Source organism: Providencia manganoxydans (assembly GCF_016618195.1).
GTDB lineage: Bacteria > Pseudomonadota > Gammaproteobacteria > Enterobacterales > Enterobacteriaceae > Providencia > Providencia manganoxydans.
Map to the genome: position 1 here is coordinate 4,272,157 of NZ_CP067099.1, position 22,675 is coordinate 4,294,831.

A 22,675-nucleotide genomic window follows, 5' to 3' on the forward strand; every position below is an offset into this window, starting at 1 on the left:
TAATCTATGAAAATATTGGTGATCGGCCCCTCTTGGGTAGGGGATATGATGATGTCACAAAGCCTTTATCGTACATTAAAGGCGCAATATCCTCACGCACAAATCGATGTGATGGCGCCACAATGGTGTCGTCCTCTTTTAGCAAAAATGCCAGAGGTCAATGCAGCGATCCCTATGCCACTCGGTCACGGCGCTCTCGCTATTGGTGAGCGCCGGCAACTCGGTATTAGCCTGCGTAACCATAACTATGACCAAGCGATCGTGTTACCTAACTCATTTAAGTCTGCCTTAATACCGTTTTTTGCAAAAATCGCCAAACGTACTGGCTGGCGTGGTGAAATGCGTTACGGTTTGCTTAATGATATCCGAACTTTAGATAAAACCGCATTTCCTCTTATGGTACAGCGTTATGTAGCACTTGCTTATGATAAGCACACTATCCATAACGCAACCGATATTCCTGAGCCTATCCTGTGGCCAAAACTAGCCGTTAAACAGCAAGAAGTTATTGATGCCGCTAACACATTTAATATCGATACTTCACGCCCGATTATTGGTTTCTGCGCCGGTGCCGAATTTGGTCCAGCGAAACGTTGGCCTCACTATCATTACGCAACTTTAGCAGAGCAGCTAATCAGTGAAAAAGGTTATCAAGTGCTGTTATTTGGTTCACAAAAAGACCATGAGGCAGGCGAAGACATCAAACAGAGCCTAACGGATACGGCTCGCGAGCATTGTATTAACCTCGCAGGTAAGACATCGTTAGAACAAGCCGTTAACTTAATAGCTAGCTGCCAAGCCGTTATTACTAACGATTCAGGTTTAATGCACGTTGCAGCAGCACTAGATAAACCACTCGTTGCTTTATATGGCCCTAGCAGCCCTGATTTTACGCCGCCGTTATCAAATAAAGCGGAAGTGATCCGCCTAATCAGCGGATACCATAAAGTACGCAAAGGCGATGGCGAAAGTGGTTATCATCAAAGTTTAATCGATATCCAGCCTAAATTAGTCATCGAAGCTCTCGCTCGCTTACAAATAGGTTTCGATTAATGCGTGTGCTTTTAGTCAAAACATCATCCATGGGGGATGTCTTACATTCCCTACCTGCATTAACCGATGCTCAGCACGTTTTTCCTGAGATCCAGTTTGATTGGGCCGTCGAGGAAGGATTTGCACAAATTCCAACTTGGCACAGTGCGGTTAACCAAGTGATCCCCGTTGCAATAAGACGTTGGCGTAAAAATTGGTTTTCAGCACCGATCCGTGCTGAACGAGCGGCATTTCGTCAACAACTTACTGCAACTCACTATGATGCCGTTATTGATGCGCAAGGGCTACTTAAGAGCGCATTTTTAGTGACGCGCCTCGCCCATGGTGCAAAACATGGTTATGATCGCCACAGCATACGCGAACCGATTGCCAGTTTTTTTTATGACTACAAACATCAAATCAGTAAGCAACAGCATGCTGTAGAGCGCATTCGCCAATTGTTTGCCGCAAGCCTTGGCTATGATTGCCCAAAAACACAAGGTGACTACGCCATCGCCCAGCACTTTTTACATGCACCCACAGAGTTACAAGGTGAGTATGTCGTTTTCTTGCACTCGACAACGCGTGATGATAAACATTGGCCAGAAGAACATTGGCGTAGCTTAATCGCTCTTATGGCTGAAAGTGGTGTCAAAATAAAATTACCTTGGGGTGCCGAACATGAGTATCAAAGGGCACTACGTCTTGCTGAAGGATTTGACTTTGTCGACGTTTTACCCAAACTCACCTTGGCCGAAGTGGCACTTCAAATTGCCAATGCAAAGGCTGTTGTCTCTGTTGATACTGGTCTTAGTCACTTAACCGCAGCGCTGGATAAGACGAATTTTACCCTATTCGGCCCAACAGACCCTGGGTTAATCGGCGGCTATGGTTTAGGCCAACATGAGATTAAGTCAGTAGATAAGACAATGAAGTCGATTGAACCCGATCTTGTCTTTAAACAGTTGAAAAATTCTTTGTAAGTTTGACGATATGTTAACCTATATATTATACCTAATTCTGCCCTTAAACTAACAGATATTATTATTTATTATGAATAAATCAATAACGATAGTCACAGCCTTTTTTGATATAGGCAGAGGTAATTGGAATAGAGAACATGGGCGTTCTAATTCTTTGGAACGCTCTAATGATACCTATTTGAATTATTTTAAAAAATTAGCAAAACTAGACAATAAAATTATTATCTATACAACATCTAATTTTAAGGACAAAATCTTAGATATAAGAAAAGGTAAACCAACCCACGTAATTACTATTGATCTCAAGAAAAAATTTAAATTTATCCTTGAAAAAATAGCAACAATTCAAAATAGTGATACATTTAAAAATTTAATTGACCCTAAATTATTACGCCACCCTGAATATTGGTCATCTGAATATGTTTTGATTAATAATTTAAAACCTTTTTTTGTTAAAAAAGCCATTGACTTAAATTTAGTTGAGAGTGAATTAGCTGCATGGGTTGATTTTGGTTATGTCCGAAATAATAAAACTCTTTATGGTATCACTGAGTGGTATCACCCGTTTGATCAAAATAAAATTCATTTTTTTTCCATTAAAAATACGTTGGATCTAACGGATGAGAAGGCAGTATTAGAAAAAGTTCTAAATAATGATCCTCACATCATTGGGGGAGTATTAGTTGCAGGTAAAGAAAAATGGCCTGAATTCTACAAAATAGTTTTCAAAACACAAAAAGACTTTCTTTCATCAGGTATCATAGATGATGATCAGGGCATATCTTTAACATGCGCAAGTAAATACCCATCCGTTTTTCAATTAAATTATTTAGGTCATATGAGATGGTTTAGAGTATTTCGACTATTCCATGACGGTTCAAAATCAAACAGGTTTGTTCGTTTAGGTATTTTGTTGCGGTTAATCAAATAAGTTAGTATTTAGTTTATAGAGTGCCTTGATGCACTGAGACACTCTATCTTGTACATTATTTCTCTGGCGCAATAAACCCAAAACACATGGTTTCTGGCTTAGCATCAGGCTCAGAACGGTAAATCACATCTTCTTTTTCAATCGTAAATTGTGGCCAATATTTACGCACTTTATCAAAGTTCTCGTGAGCACAATCATCATATTTACGACCTAATAATATTGCCCCATTCTGACGGATCTCTGCTTCTGTAATATCGCGGTTATACACATTAGGTGGCATATGGTGTTCTAGGGTCCATGGTTGGATCACATGCGGTCTGTCTTTTGCATAAATAATAAACCATTGGTGTAAATTATCTTCACCACCAACATATTTTAGAGGTGTGCCATAACGTTGATGCCAACGTTGTTCACCTTCTGCAATCAAGGTTTTGACACCAATAAACTTTTGTCCAGCACCACGAATATTCGCGCTTTGTACGATAGAGTAACCCATCAGCACCAACACGCCAAAGAAAGCTAAGCCAATTAATGGTTTTCGAAGTGGCTTTTTCGGCATGACAGTAATTGAACCAATAAATAGAGGCGCGCACACTGCCATAAAAGGTTGTAACCACTCAGTGATCCGACCGCCATCATGGAAAGAAAACCAACCATAAATAACCACTAAAGGGAACAGGATAATAAAATTAACCATGCGATTAGCCAATGGCTTTGGCCAACCGAGTTTACCACCGCAACTGTATACAATAATGGCTGCGATAATTAATGGATAAAAAACACTTAACGCTGCTTGAGTGGTATGTAAGTTAAATCCAGGATCAATCTGTGAATCTACCCATTTGAAGGCCGAGAAGTCACTCGCCATCAACCAAAAGAAGTTAGGTAAAACAATCGCAAACCAGAGCGCTATCGCTAAATAGAAAACAGGGTGTCGATAGCTTTGACGAACTTGCTTAACAAATAGCGTTAATAAAAATACGGAGCCAACTAAAGCGAGAGTTGAGTATTTACCCATTGTGGCAAGGCCTGCACACAAAGCAAATAACAGCCACCATGCTGGATTGTCATAAACTGCACGCAAAAAGAAATATAGGATCCACGCCCAGAAGGTGACTAAAATATAGTTGTCATTATAAGGAATGATATCGAAATTAATTACACCAGATAAATTCAACATCAACATCGCAAACCATGCAAGATCACGACGTCCTGTTAAGCGATATGCCAGCTTCCAGACACCTAACAATCCAAATGCGATACCAATAAAATGAATAAAGTACCAATAAAAACTATAAGAAATACCTAGATGTATAGCAGGCCACATCACCATTCCCACAAACCAAGGGTTTTTTGGTGAGCCCCATTCTCCATTCATACCCCAGTTAACGGCTTCAACTGTATCGTAAGGTACTGTTGGATCTAAATAAAAACTGGCCAAAATCCATGCAATGGCATAGCCAATGACCCACAAATAAACATATTTGTTCGATATCGATTGATTGATTGCTGGCATACTATTTTAAATATTCAAGTAAAGGTACCCATTATCTATTAGGTGCATGTATAACACCCATGAATATGCGCCTAATAGTGCAAATGGAAATAGAACGGCGAATTCTACTATAGTTTAGAGTGAATAATAAGGAAGGGAGACAAATAGTCATCATCTATTGTCGTTTTATTCAAGTTTTCTGTCACAGACTCAAAAATTTGACCGTGTTATTGTTCTTTCGGCGGTAAGTATGGCTGTAATAACTTGAGCAAACGCTGCAATGCCCCTTGATTTTCATGCAATACTTCTGCGGCATGGCGACCATAATATAGGCGATAGTCTTCATCAGAGAGCAGACTAGTGACAGCTTGCGCCATTGTGTCACTATCAGTAACCGTGATCATCCCATCAGCTTGCTTTAATTTTCCACAAATATCTTTGAAATTAAACGTATGCGGTCCCATCAACACAGGTAAAGCGTGCGCTGCGGCTTCTAACGGATTATGCCCCCCCGTTTCTACAAGGCTGCCACCAACAAAAGCTAAATCGGCAATGCCATACAGTAGCATCAGTTCACCCATAGTATCACCGATCACCACCTGAACATCTGAAGTAGGAACGATACCTTGGCTACGGCGAATAGATTTTAGCCCAGCCTTAGTCGTTAACTCTTCAGCTTTCGCAAAACGTTCAGGATGGCGGGGAACTAAAATGAGCAATAAATCAGGGAAACGTTTTAACAATTGCTGATGTGCATCTAAAACAATGGCTTCCTCACCTTCATGGGTACTTGTTGCTATCCAAACCGGCCGATGTGCAGCCCATTGTCGACGCAAGGTAACGGCTCTCACCGCAAGCTCAGGTGTCACTGAAATATCAAATTTTAAGCTACCAGTCACATTCAATTGAACTCGTCGTAACCCTAACTGAATAAAACGTTCACCATCTTCTTGATGCTGCGCCGCAACCATTGTGACATTACGCAGCATTCGCTTCACAAAACTACCTAATTTTTGATAACCAGCGGCCGAGCGTTCAGATAAGCGGGCATTAGCAATCACCAAAGGTATTTTACGGCGGTGAAGCTGATTTATCATATTCGGCCATAGTTCAGTTTCCATAATAATCACCAACTTTGGATCAACTTGATTAAGGAAACGACGCATAGAGCCGGGAAGATCATAGGGAAGATAGACATGATAAACATCATCACCAAAAGCTGACACAACACGTTCTGAACCCGTAGGTGTCATCGTTGTTACTGTAATTGGCAATGAGGGGTAATGATGGCGTAGTGCACGAACTAAAGGCACTGCGGCAAGTGTTTCTCCGACCGAAACAGAGTGCAGCAATATCCCACCTGACGCAACTTTGCCTGCACAGAAACCATAGCGTTCCCCCCAACGTTTGCGATACGCGGGTGCTTTGCGGCCTCGCACTAATAGGCGAACCCAAATAAGAGGCTGAATGAGATAAAGGAGTACCTGATATAAACGCAATAACATTCGATCTGATTCACTTACCAAAATTGGCGCTATCTTAACACAAACCTTTCGTGAAGGTGTGTAGAATATACACCTAAAAATAGCCTTAAAATTAGATAGTCTACTCTAAATAATTCAAGTTGTGGCTAAGTAGTACATGAATGAGTCGCTAAAAGTATATGATGAGAGAATTGGTATAGTCACGATACTGTAAACAAAAGCGCCGCAGCCTAAAGTATGGCGAACAAAGCCATTCGTCAGTTGCAACAACGCCCAATTGTCGATAATGTTGAGTCCATTCATATGTTACTTAATCCAAACGGTTTACATTAAGTACTTACAAACGTTGAGATACCAACATTATGCAACATAAAGCTATCTACCCTGGCACCTTTGACCCCATCACATCAGGACATATTGATATTGTTTCACGTGCAGCAGCCATGTTCGATCATGTATTGCTGGCAATTGCCAATAGCCAGCGCAAAAGCCCTATGTTTACCCTTGAAGAACGCGTTGACCTTGCCCAACAGGTAACAGCACATTTAAGTAACGTTGAAGTCGTTGGTTTTTCAGAGTTGATGGCAAATTTCGCACAAAAGCACGATGCCAATATTCTTATTCGGGGAGTTCGCTCGGTCGCAGATTTTGAGTATGAGTGGCAACTCGCTAATATGAATCGCCACTTAGTACCCAAATTGGAAACTGTATTTTTGCTTCCTTCACAAAACCTATCTTTTATTTCGTCATCATTGATAAAAGATGTTGCGCTTCATGACGGTGATGTTTCCTCATTTTTACCCCCCATTGTTGAACGGGCGATGTTAAAAAAACTCAACAAGCTTTAAAACGCTATCTTTGGCAATTTGGGCAATAAAATGTACTGCGCTGGCCTTGTTTAATACTTAAGATTAATGTGCCACACATTAAGCAAGGCTCACCTTTTTTGCCATAAACAAATAATTCTTGTGCAAAGTATCCCGGTTTACCATCTGATTGCAGAAAATCTTTTAATGTCGTACCACCCTGCTCAATCGAACGCTGTAGGACTTTTTTGATTTGAGCGACTAGCTCAATCGATTGTTCCAGTGTCAGAGTGTTGGTGATCTTCTCTGGCGAAATTCCTGTCGCAAATAAAGCTTCATTCGCATAAATATTACCAACACCAACCACCACTTTGTTATCCATTAGCCAAGGCTTTATCGCAATTTTTCGTTTTGCTGCTTGTTCAAATAAATATTGGGCATTAAATTCATCCGAGAGTGGTTCTGGCCCTAAATGAGCAAGAACTGAGCTTGTTTCAAGATCTTCACACCATAACCAAGCTCCAAAACGCCTCGGGTCGGTATACCTCAAAACTTTACCATCTTTCAAAACAAGATCGACGTGGTCGTGTTTTTCTTCGGGCAGTTCTTCTAGCAAAATACGCAAGCTACCAGACATACCTAAATGAATGATGATCCAACCTTTTTCCAATTCAAGCAGCAGATATTTAGCACGACGCTGTACACTGAGGATCTTTCCATCAGATAAACGTTTTATTTGTTCAGAAACAGGCCAACGCAAACGGCTATTGCGTACAATCGCATATTGAATTGAGTTTCCAACAAGATGAGGTTCTATTCCTCTACGACTGGTTTCGACCTCAGGTAGTTCTGGCATGAGTAGATCCCTCAGTAACAATTAATTTTACATACGCTAAATAATTCTAGATCCAACAAATCAACAAATCGCTAGGAACATAGAAAACACCGCAAGTTGCATGAATGAACCTGATCACCATAGGTTAACGAGAAGCGCTGCAACTTGAAGTATGACGAGTATAAATTAACAAATCTTAAACTAAAATATCGCTTTTTCCGCTAGGTCGCTGGACATCTTTCCATATGATAAATACAATCCTGATATAAGCAATATAAGATGTTATGTTTAGCATGATAAAGATACTACTGGTATCTTATGATTTCTAAAAAAAAAATTATTAACGATAAAAATAGGAAAATTTGTGGATATTAAAAAAAACATTATTAGCCAAATCCCTTTTCTATTAGTATCACTGGTTATTTTGGGTATGTTCACTAATGATACTCAAGGTGTTCTCAATATTTCCGCTGTATTACTCTTCATCATAACAATTGGTATTGCTATAAAAGAAAAAATAAATATTAAAAGTGATATTGTAAATCTAATAAAATCTAGAAAGGTTTTTTTCTTATTTAGTGGTTGGTGTTTACTCTGTATAGCCTTATTTACTTATTCAAGTTTCACTATAGAGGCATTTAAAGAGTTTTTTAATGACTGGCGATATGTGATAATTCTTTCATTATTTTTATTCGTATTTAAGAATGATAGCTCAAAAAATATTAAAACTATAAGCTATGCCCTGATAGCAACATTAGTCTTTACCATTTTTATTACCCCCATACTTAAACAGTTTAAAGATAGCAGCCTCCCCTTATTTATACAATTAAGGTACGGCTTTGCACATTATATGACTTTGCTTTTCCCATTTACCTTTAGTGCTGTATTTATATTTAGAAACGTACTAATCAAGTTAGCAATGTTTTTACTGTCAATATTGGCATTTGTGTTTTTATTATATACGGGTAGCCGAGGTGGGGTTCTTGCCTTATTTGTAGAGTCTGTTTTAATTTTATTTATTTTTTCTAATACCATAAAATCATTTATCTTAAGTATTGCTATTTTCGCTATCAGTTGCTTGGTAATAACTACGGCCGCATATAATGAAATCCCTCAAGTTAAAAGAAAAATTGATCAGACTTTATATTCGAAAAATATTACCTCAAGCCGCGATAAGATTATCTCAACTCGATTACCTATTTTCATGAATAATAAAGAAATTTTTATTTTTGGTGCTGGCTACGGCTCGGTATCATACAACCAATATTTAAATGATAATAATGCTGAAAGATTCTCCGGGGGCGGAGGATTTTCTAAGCGTAAAAATGAGTATGTACACAATAATGATGACCCATTCTTTTTAAACATTATTTATAATGTTGGCCTAGGTGGATTAGTTTTATTTTGTATAGCATTCTTTATAAATCAAAAAGATCTCTATCGAAGCATAAGAATGCAAAAAAGCATACTTAACGTAGGCATTTTTATATCATCAATTGGCTATTTTTTGGTTTATTGCCTTTTTGAATTTATCTTCCTAGATATCTTCTTTTTATACAATGTATTAGTGGCTCTATTGATAAATAAAAAATTATCAAAATAACAGCTTAGTATCACTAAACTGTTAAATATATCAGTGAGACATTTTCTTTATTAAGTATTCTGCCGTTGCAGTGAGAAAAGATAAAATCTTCCAGTTTCTTCTTAGGTGAGATTTTTTCCGCGATAACTGCTTATAGCTATCCGCTTTAAGTAAAGGAATATTTTTCCACGGCGACTCTTGCCTTGCAGCTTCAAAAAACTGATATTCTTTATAAAATTTAGCCCACTCATGAAAAGGTTTAGTTAGGCCGACAAAATGAATAAAAATAACATCATCTGATATATTACTAATATCTCTTTTACTCGTAATATACCAATCTAAAGAAAACATAAAATTAAAATTTTCACTAATGTTAATTAACTTATCATTAAGTAATATATTTAATGCATCCTGATCTGGGTGCGTAAATTCGTTATTTTTCACCAGCTCAATTACTCTGTTAGGTATATCATCCCTAACCATGCGTTGAACTGACATATATAAAAAACCAGAATTAAAGTATTTATGCATATCCATAGGCAGAGATTTCTTTTCACTACGGAATTTATCTTTTACTGCATACAGATAAGTATCTTCATTAAATTCTAACGTTTTTAAATATGAAAGATCACCTTTACAGATAATATCTGCATCCAAATAAAGTAATTTATCAATTGTTTGTGAAAGATAATCGATAATTACCAATCTAAAATAAATGGCGTGACTCCAAGCTTTGGATGGCAAAGGCAATCTCTTAAATTCTTTGTTATCAATCAGATAGATTGTGATTTTATGTTGAGTGTTAGCCACTAACTCATCAAAAAGACTTTGCTTCGTGATACTATCGACAAGAATATGGAAATGAAAATGCGTCTCTTTATTATTAAGAATGATTGAAGCGATCGACGTACCAACCCCATAGAGAAATTTATCGTCTACCCCATAGGCGATATGAAAGTATTCTTTATCACTCGTTATAGCATCATTAATTTTTACCAGTGATTTGATAATTTCATGGGTCAACATTTTTCATCCTTCAATGACCAAAACACCTCTAAGAAGTATAAGGCCTTTATTTTAAGAGCTAGTCTTTTAAAGATGACATTTCTTTACATCACATCATCTATCAAGCATTACTCTAATCTACTATCCTAAATTATATAACTTTTTGACAAAAAATATCACTATTGATTCAACTAAATAATAGATAACAGATCATTTTCAGAGCAATCAATAAAAATGTACACAAATTCCACATAGTTTATTGATTGAGAATGTTTATTTAAAATATTTATACTTTACTAAACTGATCAATCCTTTAATTATTTTCTTTTGCCTAAGCTCATGCTTATAACGTTCTTGATATTCCACCTTTTTTTGAGCCCCTTTTAAAGGTAACTCCTTCCATGGTGAATTCTCAAAAGCATCTTTAAATGGCTTGCTTGCAGGATAATCAATGCCCCAATAGTGCCATGGCTTTGTGGCACCGGTATAATGAATTAATATTGTTGATTTTTTGATATAATCCTGATAATTTATTTTTTTCAATTCATTTTTTAATGTATAGATGCAATTATAATCTCTATCTAAATATATATTATTTCTATCAAATAAAATATTTAATGCATCTTGATCTAGATATTTTAGTTTTCTCTCTTGTATCATTTCAAATGCTTTTTTAGTAAAAATTTCTTTTTTCCACATCTGTAAATTTAAAAAAATTACTCCAGCATTAAAATATTTACCTTTATAACCATATATATTAAGCCTAGACTCGCAATTTTTCTGCATCTCATCAACATCTAGAATTACAGCAGCATATTCATTTTCAAACTTAATTTTTAATAAATTAAGTAAACTTCCTTTACATACAATATCTGCATCAAGATACAAAACACTTTTTTCTTGTTCACATAGAAAATCAAAAATAAAAAAACGAAAATATGTAGCATAAGACCAAACAGCAGATGTAGGTAATTTTTTTAATTCATTAGGTTCTAAAAGATACACAATTATTTGCGACTTATATTTCTCATTTATTTTTTTTAAACATTCCATAAATTGATTATCAATATAATCAGTTACTAGATGGAATTTGAAAAAATTATTATTATTTAATAATAATGAACAGATAGAAATACCGGCACCAAACAAGAAATTTTCATCAACCCCATATGCTACATTAAGATAATTTATATTCTTATCTAATTCACCAATAACTATTTTCTCTTTAATGATACTATCCATATTATCTCCAGATTTAAAATAGTTTTTGATAAAAATATTTTAAATACATTTTTAAAAATAATGGGTATGATTTTTGATGGTAAAAATGCTTCGCACAATAACGTAAGTGGTTGCTATTCTTAGCTTTTAATAATGGAACTTTTCTCCAAGGCGACGCTGCTCTAGCATCCAAAAAAGGCTTCGCAGTTTCATAATTTGCCCATTCATGCCAAGGTTTTGTCGGCCCAATATAATGAACTAAGATTGTACTACTTGTGATTGGATTTTCTTTTTTATCCTTTTGCAGTTCATAATTTAAACTATATTGAGTATTGTATTTTTTATCCAAATAAATCACCTTTCCTGTTAACAACATGTTTAAGATGTCTTGATCTAGGAATGATAATTTGGTTTTAACCTCTTCCTGTGATAAAAGTTCCATCGCTTTAGTTGAAATATTTAAACGAGACCAATTTTCCAAGTTGATGAGTAAAAAACCTGCATTAAAATAACCTTTTTCAATACTTGGAATGCCTAATGCGTCTGCTCGTTTAGCCCACCAAACGCTATCTCTCTCAGGAACAACAGCTGCAACTTCATCACCGTTAAATGTAACGTGCAATAACTCATTTAATGAACCCTGACACATAATATCAGCATCCATATAAATCATTTTATCCAATTGATTAGAGAAATAATCAGCAATGATAAACCGAAAGTAAGTTGCATATGACCAATTTTTAGTACTTGGCAATGATTTTAGTTGTTCACAATCAACTACATAAATAACTAAGCTAGTATTGTATTGATATGCAAGAGCTTTGAACAAACGCTCCCATTCATCATCAAAGTAGTCTGTAAAAATATGAAAAACAAAATTTATATCAGTGTTATTCTTTAATATAGACGCAATTGATATGCCACACCCATACAGAAAGTTGCGATCAATTCCATATGAAATATGCAAGCTATCACTAGACCTTAAAACATCTGATGATGACAAATCTATCCGTTTTACCACTGCATTTTGTTTGTCAAAAAACATACTCTTTCTACTCTTTTTTGGAATGGAGTTATAAAGATTTTCTAATTGTGCGTTCTTGGATTTTTTCTGCTTTAACTGATGCTTTCGCCATCAATGCTTGCTCTGTACGAATAATCTCTCTTAATGATAAACCAAAATAGGTTTTCATAAAACGGAAGAGATCACGCGAAGTTAATCCTATATTCAAAGAAGAAAAATATAAACCAATCAGATCTTTATCTCGCCAACGAATTGGTACCTTATTTCTTAACTGTGCACGGTGCAAATCGATAACTGAAATTTTCAAATCTGATTCACTTCCCGTAAAAGGTAAATGAAGTAAGAAATGACAAATATAGCAATCCCTATGATTAATGCCAATCGCATGCATCTTTTTCACCATATCAGCAACGCGGTGGATAATCATTTGTTTCGTCTTAAAATCAGGGGGAGTATTTAACCAATTAGCACAGTAATCTTCCAAACTAATTGTTGGCGTTAAGTCTCGAGTAATAATAAATGAGTGGCGCCGTAATGGATTGCAACCTTTTTGCCCATAGGCACGGCCATCCATGGTATCTACACCTGCATTCGCTAAACGATGGATTGCATTCCATTCTCTGTCAGCTCCAAGTACAGGCAAACGCAGTGAAAATAGGTTTTTTATTACTTCTTTTAGCGCCGTACCATAATGGATTTTAATAAAGTAACTCTGCCCTTCTAGCTCAAAACGCAATGTTTTACGGCTTTCTAGTTGACGAAAAACTTCACCCTGTAAGTGCTCTGTTTCAATAAATGGATCTTTGTTTTTCCATAACTCACTAAAAGGCGTTTTAAGCTCAATCATCTAGAGCTCCTAAAATAATATCCGCTGCTTTTTCAGGCAGGCTATATAGGTCTTCCGTATCAGCAAAATAACGAGCGTTTTCCGCCCAGTTGTTTAGCTGGGACGTATTTTGCAGACTTTCCGATAGAGCCGAATTTAATTTTTTCTGCTCGAAGGGCTCATTGATAACAACACCACACCGCGCTTTAGTAATGAAAGGTGCGTAGCCACACACTTGTGTCACAATGATGGGTAAACCAGCCGTAATCGCTTCAAGTAGCACAATGCCCGCCGCTTCTTGATATGCAGGATGCATCAATATATCGGCAGCAGCCATTAATTCAGCAACATCATCACGTCCACTAAAAAATGATACTTGGTCACCTATACCTAATTGCTCTGCTAGTTGTCGATATTTCGTGGGTTTATCCTGACCAACAACCATGAGTACCGTATTTTTCTTAACGGTATCAGGTAATGCTGCCATTGCTTTTATTGTGCGATCAACACCCTTTCGCTTAAAATCAGAGCCTACTTGCAACAAAAAATAAGCTGATTGTGATATTTGATTTTTTTCTCGGTAAATATGCTTAGCATTTGAAATTTGCTGATCATATTTCCTATCTTGCGCAATACCTGGAGGCAACATATAAAAACGCGATGTTTCTGTTGCATAGTGTTTTTTAAAATGTTCAATTTGGTGCGGTGTCAACATTAAAAGTTTGGTCGATTTCCCAACTTGAAACACGGCTTTCTCAAATAATGCGTAATGTTTATAACGCGGCGTTAATTTGTAAAAAAAACCTTTTTCATTAGCAACTTTCTCCGCATAACACACATCAGCAGCATAATAAACGTCTAGGCCAGGCATTTTATTAAAGCCAATAATACGATCTACAGGATGCGATTTAAGATGCTCTTGCACCCACTGACAATACTGTGCGTTGCGTCCATGATTCGTTTTTGATGTCACTGGAACAATGATAATTTCAAACCCTGCGGGAGCATCACCACTCCAAGATTGCGTGTAAACTCGAATATCATGGCCTCGGTTTTGACACGCTAAAGCGATACGCAAGAAATCACGCTGTAAGCCACCAAAAGGAAAATATTTATACAGACAAAAGGCCAAAATCATATTAAAACCTTGCCATCATTGAACGAATATTCATTGGCAACATATCCTCTGTCGCTTTAATAACATCAGAAGCAGGGATGATAGAAAGGTATTTTTTATTTCTATCAAGTTGCTCTCTTGGCGGCATAGGCTCATAGTCCCCAGCCCAAAATTGCACAACATTATCGCTCCATGGTCGCCAAAACACATTATTTGTTGCACCGAATAAACACACTATTGGTGTATTCACCGCAGCAGCAATATGCATAGGCGCAGAATCAACACCAATAAATAACGCTGCATGAGCAATCAATGCACCGAGCTCAGGGAAAGTGGTTTTTCCAGCTAATTCAATGATAGGCTTAGATTGGCAATGAGAAGCGATATTTTCTATACAATCAAGGTCTTCTTTTGCTGGGCCCGATGTCAAGACAACTTGATAACCACGAGCTTGCAATGCATCAATCACCTCAGAAAATTTTTCGTCATCCCAACATTTAAAAATTTGCCGAGCTGTCGGTTGAATAACAACATAACTGCTATGCACCCCTAAATCTAATAACCGTTGATCAATATTTTTCCAATCCTGCTCTGAATATGACATTGTTAGATGTGTTTTTGATTGAGTTATCTCTAACGGCTCAAGAACAGAGAGATTATTAAGAACAACATGTTCGCCATGAGGAACGACTAAGTGAGTAAAACTATTTCGCCAAAATTTTGAGTCGCGATGAGCGAAGTCATGTGAGATTTTAACTGGTGCGGGGATCGCTCGAACAAGTACCGATACCATCCATTGATCGGCTAAATTCACGATAAGGTCGTACTTATTTCGGCGCAATTTTCTCAGTAAACTTAAAAAATTACAGGCTTTACTCAACCCATTCGTTTTTTTGCCTTTCATGCCATACAAAGCATGGATTTCCCTATTTTCTGATAAAATAGGGATCGTATCTTGATAAAGTAACACGTCAATCTCGGCATCAGGATAGTTTTGTTTTAATGTGCTGATAACCGGCGTCGTCAGTAACATATCCCCATGAAACCGCATCTTGATAACAAGAATTTTTTTAAACTGTTTTTTCACCAGACACTCTTAATTATATCTATACGCAAAATGACATAGTTCTTTGACAAAAACTAACACTATTAATTCAATTCATAGTGAATATGTTACTACTTTAGGAAGAATCGATATAGCGTTGAATGCCTATCTATATATCTTACTGATTTCTTACATAAAAAAACCCAGCCGAGGCTGGGTTTTTCACAAGAAAGCAGCAATTATTTAATTTTTGCTTCTTTGTAGATCACATGCTTACGAACAACTGGATCGAATTTTTTCATTTCCAGTTTTTCTGGCATTGTGCGCTTGTTCTTCGTAGTGGTATAGAAATGACCTGTACCTTCAGAAGAGACTAGCTTGATTTTCTCGCGAATACCTTTAGCCATTTTTTAGCTCCTTAGTACTTCTCACCACGGGTACGCAGTTCAGCAAGAACAGCATCAATACCCTTTTTATCGATAACACGCATACCTTTAGCAGATACACGCAGTGTTACGAAACGTTTCTCAGACTCAACCCAGAAACGGTGAGAGTGCAGGTTTGGCAAAAAACGACGCTTGGTCGCGTTTAATGCGTGTGAACGGTTGTTACCGCTCATTGGACGCTTGCCAGTAACTTGGCAGACTCGTGACATGTCTATTCTCCAAAAATCTAATCAGCTCGAGCTTTTTTTGTTCTGGGTATGGCCGCCTCGTCAGGCTTAGGAGCCCATCTCAGCAAACTTTATGACTGAAAAGATTGTTATCATCTTAGTAAAAAATTTACTGAGATAGGCTCTTCTCGCCAAACCCAAGATCCTCAAAGGTGGCGTAGTATACGCTTTCATTCATTTTCACTCAAGCCCAATGCGGCAAAAGTTGTCATTTTTTAGTCAAAAAAATGATTTTACAGCCACCCTCGTTCAAGAAACGAAACACAATGTTTATGACCAACGACAAAATGGTCTAACAGAGTCAGCCCCATTAAAGCACAAGCATCTTTAATACGGAAAGTGACTTGCCTATCAGCTTCACTGGGTTCCGCATTCCCTGAAGGATGATTATGTGCCAATATCACTGCACTTGCATTCATTTTCATTGCATAACGAATAATTTCACGAGGGTGTACTTCAACACGATTAATCGTTCCTTTGAATAATTCGTCATGACAAATTATCTGGTGTTGATTATTCAATAGCAGTACCACAAAAACCTCTCGTTCCTGACCTGCAAATAGTTCCAGCAGCCTTTTTTTTAGAAAGTTTGGCTCGGATATCACATCTTCATATAAAAACTGCTTAGAAAAACAACGGCGAGCTAGCTCACTGATTGCCTGAAATTGCGAATATTTGCAAATCCCTACCCCCTTGCATTGCGTAATCCTCGAATAATCCGCTTGCAGGAGTAAATGTAATGAACCAAACTCATGCAATAAACGTTCGGCGAGTTGTAAAACAGGCTCTCCGAAGCTGCCTGTACGAAGAAAAATTGCTAATAATTCCACATCCGTCAATACTGGTGCCCCATAGGCTAGTAGCTTTTCCCTTGGCTTTAAGTGTTCTTCATATTCCATAAGCAAACCCTTGCTGAGTTATTTTCACACACTTTTATATGTAGAAAATAATCACAACAATGTATCCTTTACTGATTTGCGTAGCGCTTCGCAAAAATAAAAGGGTGATGATATATACAGTGCTCTCAACAATATTTCTGATATGATAATATGCTCTTCACGATGATCGGATGGACAGAACAATGACGCAGCTATTAGGTAAAAAAATAGTTCTTGGTATGAGTGGCGGTATTGCTGCTTATAAAATTCCTGAGCTAACCCGCCGCCTACGTGATGAAGGGGCTATTGTTCGTGTAGTGATGACTGAAGGAGCAAAAGCATTTATTACACCTTTAACCCTACAAGCAGTGTCCGGCCACCCTGTCGCTGATGACTTGCTTGATCCAGGCGCTGAAGCTGCCATGGGCCACATTGAATTAGCGAAATGGGCTGATATTATTATTTTAGCACCGGCAACTGCGGACTTAATCGCACGTGTTGGAGCAGGAATGGCTAATGATTTGCTGACGACAATTTGTCTAGCATCTTCTGCACCTATCGCGGTTGTTCCAGCAATGAACCAACAAATGTATTGTGCTGCTGCCACTCAAGAAAATTTAATCAGATTGAAACAACGCCAGTATATGATCTGGGGTCCTGATGAGGGTAGCCAAGCCTGTGGCGATATTGGCCCCGGAAGAATGATCGACCCATTAGACATTGTGCGTTTTACCCGTGAATATTTTAATGCTAAATCTGATCTAACGAATTTAAAAATTATGATTACAGCAGGGCCAACTCGTGAAGATTTAGATCCTGTTCGTTTTATTAGTAATCATAGTTCTGGAAAAATGGGCTTTGCCATTGCCGAAGCGGCAAGCCAACGTGGTGCACAAGTGACTTTAATCGCTGGCCCCGTGAATTTACCTACACCTAAAGGCGTAACTCGTATTGATGTTATTAGTGCACTTGATATGTATGAGCAAGTACATAAAACAATCACTGAACAAGATATTTTTATTGGTTGTGCTGCCGTCGCTGATTATCGTTCAAAAACAATTGCTGAAAATAAAATTAAAAAACAAGGTGATGAGGTCATCATTACTCTCGTTAAAAACCCTGATATTGTTGCCAGCGTCGGCTATTTAACCGAACACCGCCCCTATGTTGTTGGGTTTGCTGCGGAAACTCAAAATGTGGAAGAATATGCACGCCAAAAACGCCTGCAAAAGAAATTAGACCTAATATGTGCGAATGATGTTTCCCTTGCAGATAATGGTTTTAATAGTGATAACAATGCGCTACATATATTCGACGCTTCTGGCGATGTACTGCTTCCCCACAATAACAAGCTGACATTAAGCCATTACTTACTTGACGAGATACTTCAACGTTATGAAAAAAATTGATCTGAAAATCCTTGATCCCCGTATCGGTAACGAGTTTCCTTTACCAACATATGCAACATCAGGTTCTGCTGGATTAGACCTACGTGCTTGCCTTGATGCTCCAATTGATTTAGCACCAGGCCAAACTGAGCTTATACCTACAGGACTCGCTATTCATATTGCTGATGAACAACTTGCGGCAGTTATTCTTCCTCGTTCAGGTTTAGGTCATAAACATGGCGTGGTACTTGGTAACTTAGTGGGTCTCATTGATTCAGACTACCAAGGCCAGTTAATGGTTTCCGTTTGGAATAGAGGAAATCAAACATTTACAATTGAGCCAGGAGAGCGTTTAGCACAAATGGTTTTCGTCCCTGTTGTACAAGCACAATTTAATATTGTTGATGACTTTGATGCAACAGAACGTGGTACCGGTGGATTTGGCCACTCAGGTCGCCAATAACAAATTGATATTACTGGTAATATTCAACCATTATTGATGTTGAAATAAAAATAAATCTACCAGTAAATTTAACTAAAAATGTGGATGGTGTGGTTGTGGTATTAGGGTTTTATCCCTCTTGAAGGAGTAAATCTATACTCTAGAATGACTCTTGATGCAGCTAAGTGACGAGTCAATTAGCTACTAGGAACATAAAAAACATGTAACTGGTACAAATAAACGTCGTCATTATCACTTAACAAAATGTGCTGCAACTTGAAGTATTATGAGTGTATATATATAGAAACAGTATGTTTAATGGTCAAAATTGAATGTTGTTTGGCAGTAATTGGAATTTACAAGGTAGAGCTTACCAAGTATTAATACCGAGTATCTTTATTACTCATTCTGCCAAATGCATCGATTTTTACTGCTTAATGTACTAAACGATTTATGTATACGATTTACACCCCTTTCACAACTATCACCCTGCTTTATCTTATACTTACCCTCGATTATATTTACTTAGGGTAAAATTTTAGATAATTTGTTGTGCTGTTTTAGCAGGGGTCTCATAAGACATGGCAGAAAAAGCGATAACAAAAAAACGCAACAGGCGTGAAGAGATATTACAATCACTTGCATTAATGCTCGAAAGTAGTGATGGTAGTCAGCGAATTACCACTGCAAAACTTGCAGCAAATGTTGGCGTATCCGAAGCTGCGTTATATCGTCATTTTCCAAGTAAAACGAAAATGTTCGATAGCTTAATTGAGTTTATTGAGGATTCGCTCGTTTCACGTATTAATCTCATCTTAAATGATGAAAAAGATACGATCCTTAGAATTAAACTTATTTTAGTGCTTATCTTAGGCTTTTCAGAGAAAAATCCAGGCCTGACCAGGATCATGACAGGTCATGCTCTGATGTTTGAGCAAGATAGGCTTCAAGGTCGTATTAACCAATTATTTGAAAGAATTGAGTCACAATTACGCCAAGTATTAAAAGAAAAGAAAATACGCGACGGTCACGGCTTTACCCATGATGAATCACTTCTCGCAAGCCAATTACTGGCATTTTGTGAAGGGATGCTATCTCGTTTCGTGCGTTCAGAATTCCGTTATCGCCCAACAACTGAATTTGAAGCTCGCTGGCCTTTAATTTTAGCTCAGCTACAATAGTGGTTTGAACGACTACTCACCCCGCCCATATTTGGGCGAGGGCTTTTTTCTTACCGCTAATTCAGTTTCTATCTTGCTGTGATCCCCAGTGATCTGGGCTGTAATTTAACAAGTTAAATACCATATTGTTCGCGATATACCATCATCGCACTTAAATGCTGCTGCATATCTGCGCGCTCCGTGAGATAGACGATTAAGTCACTCATTGTAATAATTGAATAGACTTTGCAGTGATAATCACGCTCGACCTCTTGCACCGCCGAGATTTCACCCTTCCCTTTTTCTTGGCGGTCAAGGCACAAAAGCACACCATTAAGTGTTGCATTTTGCTGCTTAATAATTTCCATTGACTCTCGAATTGCAGTTCCCGCGGTAATGACATCATCAACCACCACGACTTTTCCTTTTAATGGGCTTCCGACTAACGTACCGCCTTCGCCATGATCTTTCGCTTCTTTACGGTTAAAGCAGTATGGCATATCAATATCATGATGTTCAGCTAATGCGACCGCAGTTGTTGTCGCAATAGGAATACCTTTATACGCCGGCCCAAACAGGACATCACATTCAATCGCACTTTCCTTGAGAGCCTGCGCATAAAAACGACCAACGAGAGCTAGGTCACGCCCTGTGTTAAATAATCCTGCATTAAAAAAGTAAGGACTTTTGCGGCCTGATTTCAGCGTAAACTCACCAAATTTAAGTACTTCTTTTTTCATGGCAAGTTCTATAAATTCGCGCTGATAAGCTTTCATGGGTCAATTCCTCAATAATTAACGTCAATATGTTTAAAACGATAAATCACACATCACTGATTGCTAATCGCAAACAATCAGACATAAAAAAGGCGACTATTTCAGCCGCCTATTAAAAATAACTTTACTTCAACGCTTCTCGCTGAGCTTCGAAAATGGAATCTAGTCCCGTTTTAGCAAGCGCTAATAATGATAGTAGCTCTTCATGACTAAACGGCTCTCCTTCAGCCGTTCCTTGAACTTCAATCATACGACCATCGTCCATCATCACAACATTCATATCGGTTTCAGCCGCAGAATCTTCGACATACTCAAGGTCACACAACGCTTCGTTATTCACGATCCCGACAGAAACAGCTGCAACCATCGATTTCAATGGGCTTTTTACCAATTTACCTTGTTCAACCATTTTATTTAATGCATCAACCAAAGCGACACAAGCGCCTGAAATTGCAGCGGTACGCGTTCCACCATCAGCTTGGATCACATCACAATCTAATGTAATGGTATATTCACCTAACTTTTTAAGATCAACAGCTGCGCGTAAAGAACGAGCTATTAAACGTTGAATTTCCATGGTACGCCCTGTTTGCTTTCCTTTGGCTGCTTCACGTTGGTTACGTGAATTAGTCGCACGAGGTAACATACCATATTCTGCGGTGACCCAACCTTGACCTTGGCCTTTTAAAAAGCGAGGTACACCTTCTTCTACTGTTGCATTACATAACACCTTCGTGTCGCCAAACTCAATAAGAACAGAGCCTTCCGCATGCTTAGTATAGTTGCGTGAAATCTTAATTGGACGCATTTGGTCTGCCATTCTGCCTTCTGGACGCATGGTGTTATCTCCATTTTCAACTTAATTGTCGCGCATTATACGTGCTTAAAACGATAATGCCTATCATGACATCATGCATAGCGCTATAATCTTGTCATATCCATTTTTATAGGAACGAATTATGATCCGTAGTATGACCGCTTTTGCCCGCCGTGATATCAAGGGGGAATGGGGGAGTGCGGCCTGGGAGCTGCGTTCCGTTAATCAACGTTACCTAGAAACCTACATTCGTCTCCCTGAACAATTCCGAAGCCTAGAGCCAGTTATCCGTGAAAGGATCCGCTCTCGTCTCACTCGAGGTAAAGTCGAATGTAATCTGCGCTTTGAGTTAGATGGTGCAAATCGTGGTGAGTTGATCCTTAACGAAGAACTTGCACGTCAAATTATTAGTGCCGCTAATTGGGTGAAAAATTATAGTCACGAAGGTGAAATTAACCCATTAGAAATTTTGCGTTGGCCCGGTGTAATGTCCGCTGGCGAACAAGATTTAGATGCGATTAGTGAACAACTTTTATTAGGGCTTGATGAAACACTTGATGCCTTTATACAAAGCCGAGAAGCTGAAGGTGCTGCACTACATACTTTAATTGAGCAACGTCTTGATGGTGTTCTCGTTGAAGTCGCTAAAGTTCGTCAACATATGCCTGAAATTTTGCAATGGCAACGCGAGCGCTTGAAAACTAAGTTAGAAGAAGCTGATATTCAAGTCGATAGTAACCGTTTAGAGCAAGAACTGATCCTATTAGCGCAACGCGTTGATGTCGCTGAAGAACTTGATAGGCTCGAAGCTCATGTAAAAGAAACGCGTAATATCCTTAAAAAGAAAGATGCTAATGGCCGACGCCTTGATTTTATGATGCAAGAGTTCAACCGTGAATCTAATACGCTAGCCTCAAAATCAATTAATAGTGAAGTTACCAATTCGGCTGTTGAGCTGAAAGTGTTGATTGAACAAATGAGAGAGCAGATTCAAAATATTGAATAAGCAATTGCTTTTTTGTGTCTAGTAGAGCCGGTAAATATTACTGGCTTCTCTACTCATACATTATACATACTTAAATTTTTCCATTGATTAGCCCTCCGCACTTTACTTTTGATAATGATAATTGTTATCGTTATGTCAAGTTCAAAAGG

Annotated in this window: 23 protein-coding genes; 9 read left to right on the forward strand and 14 right to left on the reverse strand. The window is 38.0% G+C overall.

Annotated elements, in window-relative coordinates:
- The first annotated feature begins 6 nt into the window (after positions 1-6).
- The 3 genes from rfaF (at position 7) to yibB (ending at position 2,946) form a co-directional block, all read left to right on the forward strand.
- Positions 7-1,053 carry an ADP-heptose--LPS heptosyltransferase RfaF gene (rfaF, locus tag JI723_RS19540; protein ID WP_337979666.1) on the forward strand — a complete coding sequence of 349 codons (1,047 nt, stop codon included), beginning with the start codon at positions 7-9 and terminating at the stop codon, positions 1,051-1,053.
- Positions 1,053-2,015 carry a lipopolysaccharide heptosyltransferase RfaC gene (gene rfaC, locus JI723_RS19545; RefSeq protein ID WP_337979667.1) on the forward strand — a complete coding sequence of 321 codons (963 nt, stop codon included), beginning with the start codon at positions 1,053-1,055 and terminating at the stop codon, positions 2,013-2,015. Before rfaF ends, rfaC begins: the two co-directional genes overlap by 1 nt.
- A gap of 70 nt (positions 2,016-2,085) precedes the next feature.
- Positions 2,086-2,946, forward strand: a complete 861-nt coding sequence (yibB, locus tag JI723_RS19550; protein WP_337979668.1) for a protein YibB — start codon at positions 2,086-2,088, stop codon at positions 2,944-2,946.
- 55 nt (positions 2,947-3,001) lie between these two features.
- Here the strand turns inward: yibB and JI723_RS19555 are convergent, their stop codons facing one another.
- Complete coding sequence (locus JI723_RS19555; protein WP_337979669.1) at positions 3,002-4,462, reverse strand: ArnT family glycosyltransferase; 1,461 nt, start codon at positions 4,460-4,462, stop codon at positions 3,002-3,004.
- Between the two features lie 206 nt (positions 4,463-4,668).
- Positions 4,669-5,946 carry a lipid IV(A) 3-deoxy-D-manno-octulosonic acid transferase gene (gene waaA / locus JI723_RS19560; RefSeq protein ID WP_070929899.1) on the reverse strand — a complete coding sequence of 426 codons (1,278 nt, stop codon included), beginning with the start codon at positions 5,944-5,946 and terminating at the stop codon, positions 4,669-4,671.
- 341 nt (positions 5,947-6,287) lie between these two features.
- Between waaA and coaD the strand changes: the two genes are divergently transcribed.
- Positions 6,288-6,773, forward strand: coding sequence for a pantetheine-phosphate adenylyltransferase (gene coaD, locus JI723_RS19565; RefSeq protein WP_070929897.1), 486 nt, complete (start codon positions 6,288-6,290; stop codon positions 6,771-6,773).
- A gap of 4 nt (positions 6,774-6,777) precedes the next feature.
- Here the strand turns inward: coaD and mutM are convergent, their stop codons facing one another.
- Positions 6,778-7,587, reverse strand: coding sequence for a bifunctional DNA-formamidopyrimidine glycosylase/DNA-(apurinic or apyrimidinic site) lyase (gene mutM, locus JI723_RS19570; protein WP_337979670.1), 810 nt, complete (start codon positions 7,585-7,587; stop codon positions 6,778-6,780).
- A gap of 343 nt (positions 7,588-7,930) precedes the next feature.
- Between mutM and JI723_RS19575 the strand changes: the two genes are divergently transcribed.
- On the forward strand, positions 7,931-9,169 hold the full coding sequence (locus JI723_RS19575; protein ID WP_337979671.1) for an O-antigen ligase family protein: 1,239 nt from the start codon (positions 7,931-7,933) through the stop codon (positions 9,167-9,169).
- Between the two features lie 30 nt (positions 9,170-9,199).
- Here the strand turns inward: JI723_RS19575 and JI723_RS19580 are convergent, their stop codons facing one another.
- The 9 genes from JI723_RS19580 to radC form a co-directional block, all read right to left on the reverse strand.
- On the reverse strand, positions 9,200-10,174 hold the full coding sequence (locus JI723_RS19580) for a glycosyltransferase (RefSeq protein ID WP_337979672.1): 975 nt from the start codon (positions 10,172-10,174) through the stop codon (positions 9,200-9,202).
- Positions 10,175-10,426: 252 nt separating this feature from the next.
- A complete protein-coding gene (locus tag JI723_RS19585; RefSeq protein ID WP_337979673.1) occupies positions 10,427-11,395 on the reverse strand; it encodes a glycosyltransferase family 8 protein in 969 nt (322 codons plus the stop codon).
- 13 nt (positions 11,396-11,408) lie between these two features.
- Positions 11,409-12,419 carry a lipopolysaccharide 3-alpha-galactosyltransferase gene (gene waaO, locus JI723_RS19590; protein ID WP_337979674.1) on the reverse strand — a complete coding sequence of 337 codons (1,011 nt, stop codon included), beginning with the start codon at positions 12,417-12,419 and terminating at the stop codon, positions 11,409-11,411.
- A 28-nt stretch (positions 12,420-12,447) separates the two neighbouring features.
- A complete protein-coding gene (gene rfaP / locus JI723_RS19595) occupies positions 12,448-13,245 on the reverse strand; it encodes a lipopolysaccharide core heptose(I) kinase RfaP (RefSeq protein WP_272580795.1) in 798 nt (265 codons plus the stop codon).
- A complete protein-coding gene (locus JI723_RS19600) occupies positions 13,238-14,362 on the reverse strand; it encodes a glycosyltransferase family 4 protein (protein WP_337979675.1) in 1,125 nt (374 codons plus the stop codon). Before JI723_RS19600 ends, rfaP begins: the two co-directional genes overlap by 8 nt.
- A 1-nt stretch (position 14,363) precedes the next feature.
- Positions 14,364-15,428, reverse strand: a complete 1,065-nt coding sequence (rfaQ, locus tag JI723_RS19605) for a lipopolysaccharide core heptosyltransferase RfaQ (protein WP_070929889.1) — start codon at positions 15,426-15,428, stop codon at positions 14,364-14,366.
- Between the two features lie 197 nt (positions 15,429-15,625).
- On the reverse strand, positions 15,626-15,793 hold the full coding sequence (gene rpmG / locus JI723_RS19610; protein WP_004924244.1) for a 50S ribosomal protein L33: 168 nt from the start codon (positions 15,791-15,793) through the stop codon (positions 15,626-15,628).
- A gap of 11 nt (positions 15,794-15,804) precedes the next feature.
- Positions 15,805-16,041 carry a 50S ribosomal protein L28 gene (rpmB, locus tag JI723_RS19615; RefSeq protein WP_004265123.1) on the reverse strand — a complete coding sequence of 79 codons (237 nt, stop codon included), beginning with the start codon at positions 16,039-16,041 and terminating at the stop codon, positions 15,805-15,807.
- Positions 16,042-16,292: 251 nt separating this feature from the next.
- The gene (gene radC, locus JI723_RS19620) at positions 16,293-16,958 is read right to left on the reverse strand and encodes a RadC family protein (RefSeq protein ID WP_272580797.1); all 666 of its coding nucleotides are present in this window, start codon (positions 16,956-16,958) and stop codon (positions 16,293-16,295) included.
- A gap of 182 nt (positions 16,959-17,140) precedes the next feature.
- Here radC and coaBC point away from each other — a divergent pair, with 182 nt between their 5' ends.
- The 3 genes from coaBC to slmA all read left to right on the forward strand — a co-directional run bounded on the left by coaBC (position 17,141) and on the right by slmA (position 19,948).
- Complete coding sequence (gene coaBC, locus JI723_RS19625) at positions 17,141-18,346, forward strand: bifunctional phosphopantothenoylcysteine decarboxylase/phosphopantothenate--cysteine ligase CoaBC (RefSeq protein WP_337979676.1); 1,206 nt, start codon at positions 17,141-17,143, stop codon at positions 18,344-18,346.
- A complete protein-coding gene (gene dut / locus JI723_RS19630) occupies positions 18,333-18,788 on the forward strand; it encodes a dUTP diphosphatase (protein WP_070929886.1) in 456 nt (151 codons plus the stop codon). Before coaBC ends, dut begins: the two co-directional genes overlap by 14 nt.
- A gap of 560 nt (positions 18,789-19,348) precedes the next feature.
- Complete coding sequence (gene slmA, locus JI723_RS19635) at positions 19,349-19,948, forward strand: nucleoid occlusion factor SlmA (RefSeq protein WP_070929885.1); 600 nt, start codon at positions 19,349-19,351, stop codon at positions 19,946-19,948.
- 113 nt (positions 19,949-20,061) lie between these two features.
- On the opposite strand, the gene pyrE is transcribed toward slmA, so the two are convergent.
- Positions 20,062-20,703: an orotate phosphoribosyltransferase gene (pyrE, locus tag JI723_RS19640; protein WP_318709090.1), complete on the reverse strand. Its 642-nt coding sequence runs from the start codon at positions 20,701-20,703 to the stop codon at positions 20,062-20,064.
- A 124-nt stretch (positions 20,704-20,827) separates the two neighbouring features.
- Positions 20,828-21,541, reverse strand: coding sequence for a ribonuclease PH (gene rph / locus JI723_RS19645; RefSeq protein WP_070929883.1), 714 nt, complete (start codon positions 21,539-21,541; stop codon positions 20,828-20,830).
- Positions 21,542-21,662: 121 nt separating this feature from the next.
- Here rph and JI723_RS19650 point away from each other — a divergent pair, with 121 nt between their 5' ends.
- Entirely contained in the window at positions 21,663-22,526 is an 864-nt protein-coding gene (locus tag JI723_RS19650; protein ID WP_319068057.1) for a YicC/YloC family endoribonuclease, read from the forward strand.
- Positions 22,527-22,675: the final 149 nt, after the last annotated feature.

What these genes read in the sequence shown, in the direction of transcription:
- rfaF (WP_337979666.1), top strand. Translation starts at nt 7, where the DNA reads ATGAAAATATTGGTGATCGGCCCCTCTTGGGTAGGGGATATGATGATG.
- rfaC (WP_337979667.1), top strand. Translation starts at nt 1,053, where the DNA reads ATGCGTGTGCTTTTAGTCAAAACATCATCCATGGGGGATGTCTTACAT.
- yibB (WP_337979668.1), top strand. Translation starts at nt 2,086, where the DNA reads ATGAATAAATCAATAACGATAGTCACAGCCTTTTTTGATATAGGCAGA.
- JI723_RS19555 (WP_337979669.1), bottom strand. Translation starts at nt 4,462, where the DNA reads ATGCCAGCAATCAATCAATCGATATCGAACAAATATGTTTATTTGTGG.
- waaA (WP_070929899.1), bottom strand. Translation starts at nt 5,946, where the DNA reads ATGTTATTGCGTTTATATCAGGTACTCCTTTATCTCATTCAGCCTCTT.
- coaD (WP_070929897.1), top strand. Translation starts at nt 6,288, where the DNA reads ATGCAACATAAAGCTATCTACCCTGGCACCTTTGACCCCATCACATCA.
- mutM (WP_337979670.1), bottom strand. Translation starts at nt 7,587, where the DNA reads ATGCCAGAACTACCTGAGGTCGAAACCAGTCGTAGAGGAATAGAACCT.
- JI723_RS19580 (WP_337979672.1), bottom strand. Translation starts at nt 10,174, where the DNA reads ATGTTGACCCATGAAATTATCAAATCACTGGTAAAAATTAATGATGCT.
- JI723_RS19585 (WP_337979673.1), bottom strand. Translation starts at nt 11,395, where the DNA reads ATGGATAGTATCATTAAAGAGAAAATAGTTATTGGTGAATTAGATAAG.
- waaO (WP_337979674.1), bottom strand. Translation starts at nt 12,419, where the DNA reads ATGTTTTTTGACAAACAAAATGCAGTGGTAAAACGGATAGATTTGTCA.
- rfaP (WP_272580795.1), bottom strand. Translation starts at nt 13,245, where the DNA reads ATGATTGAGCTTAAAACGCCTTTTAGTGAGTTATGGAAAAACAAAGAT.
- JI723_RS19600 (WP_337979675.1), bottom strand. Translation starts at nt 14,362, where the DNA reads ATGATTTTGGCCTTTTGTCTGTATAAATATTTTCCTTTTGGTGGCTTA.
- rpmG (WP_004924244.1), bottom strand. Translation starts at nt 15,793, where the DNA reads ATGGCTAAAGGTATTCGCGAGAAAATCAAGCTAGTCTCTTCTGAAGGT.
- rpmB (WP_004265123.1), bottom strand. Translation starts at nt 16,041, where the DNA reads ATGTCACGAGTCTGCCAAGTTACTGGCAAGCGTCCAATGAGCGGTAAC.
- radC (WP_272580797.1), bottom strand. Translation starts at nt 16,958, where the DNA reads ATGGAATATGAAGAACACTTAAAGCCAAGGGAAAAGCTACTAGCCTAT.
- coaBC (WP_337979676.1), top strand. Translation starts at nt 17,141, where the DNA reads ATGACGCAGCTATTAGGTAAAAAAATAGTTCTTGGTATGAGTGGCGGT.
- dut (WP_070929886.1), top strand. Translation starts at nt 18,333, where the DNA reads ATGAAAAAAATTGATCTGAAAATCCTTGATCCCCGTATCGGTAACGAG.
- slmA (WP_070929885.1), top strand. Translation starts at nt 19,349, where the DNA reads ATGGCAGAAAAAGCGATAACAAAAAAACGCAACAGGCGTGAAGAGATA.
- pyrE (WP_318709090.1), bottom strand. Translation starts at nt 20,703, where the DNA reads ATGAAAGCTTATCAGCGCGAATTTATAGAACTTGCCATGAAAAAAGAA.
- rph (WP_070929883.1), bottom strand. Translation starts at nt 21,541, where the DNA reads ATGCGTCCAGAAGGCAGAATGGCAGACCAAATGCGTCCAATTAAGATT.
- JI723_RS19650 (WP_319068057.1), top strand. Translation starts at nt 21,663, where the DNA reads ATGATCCGTAGTATGACCGCTTTTGCCCGCCGTGATATCAAGGGGGAA.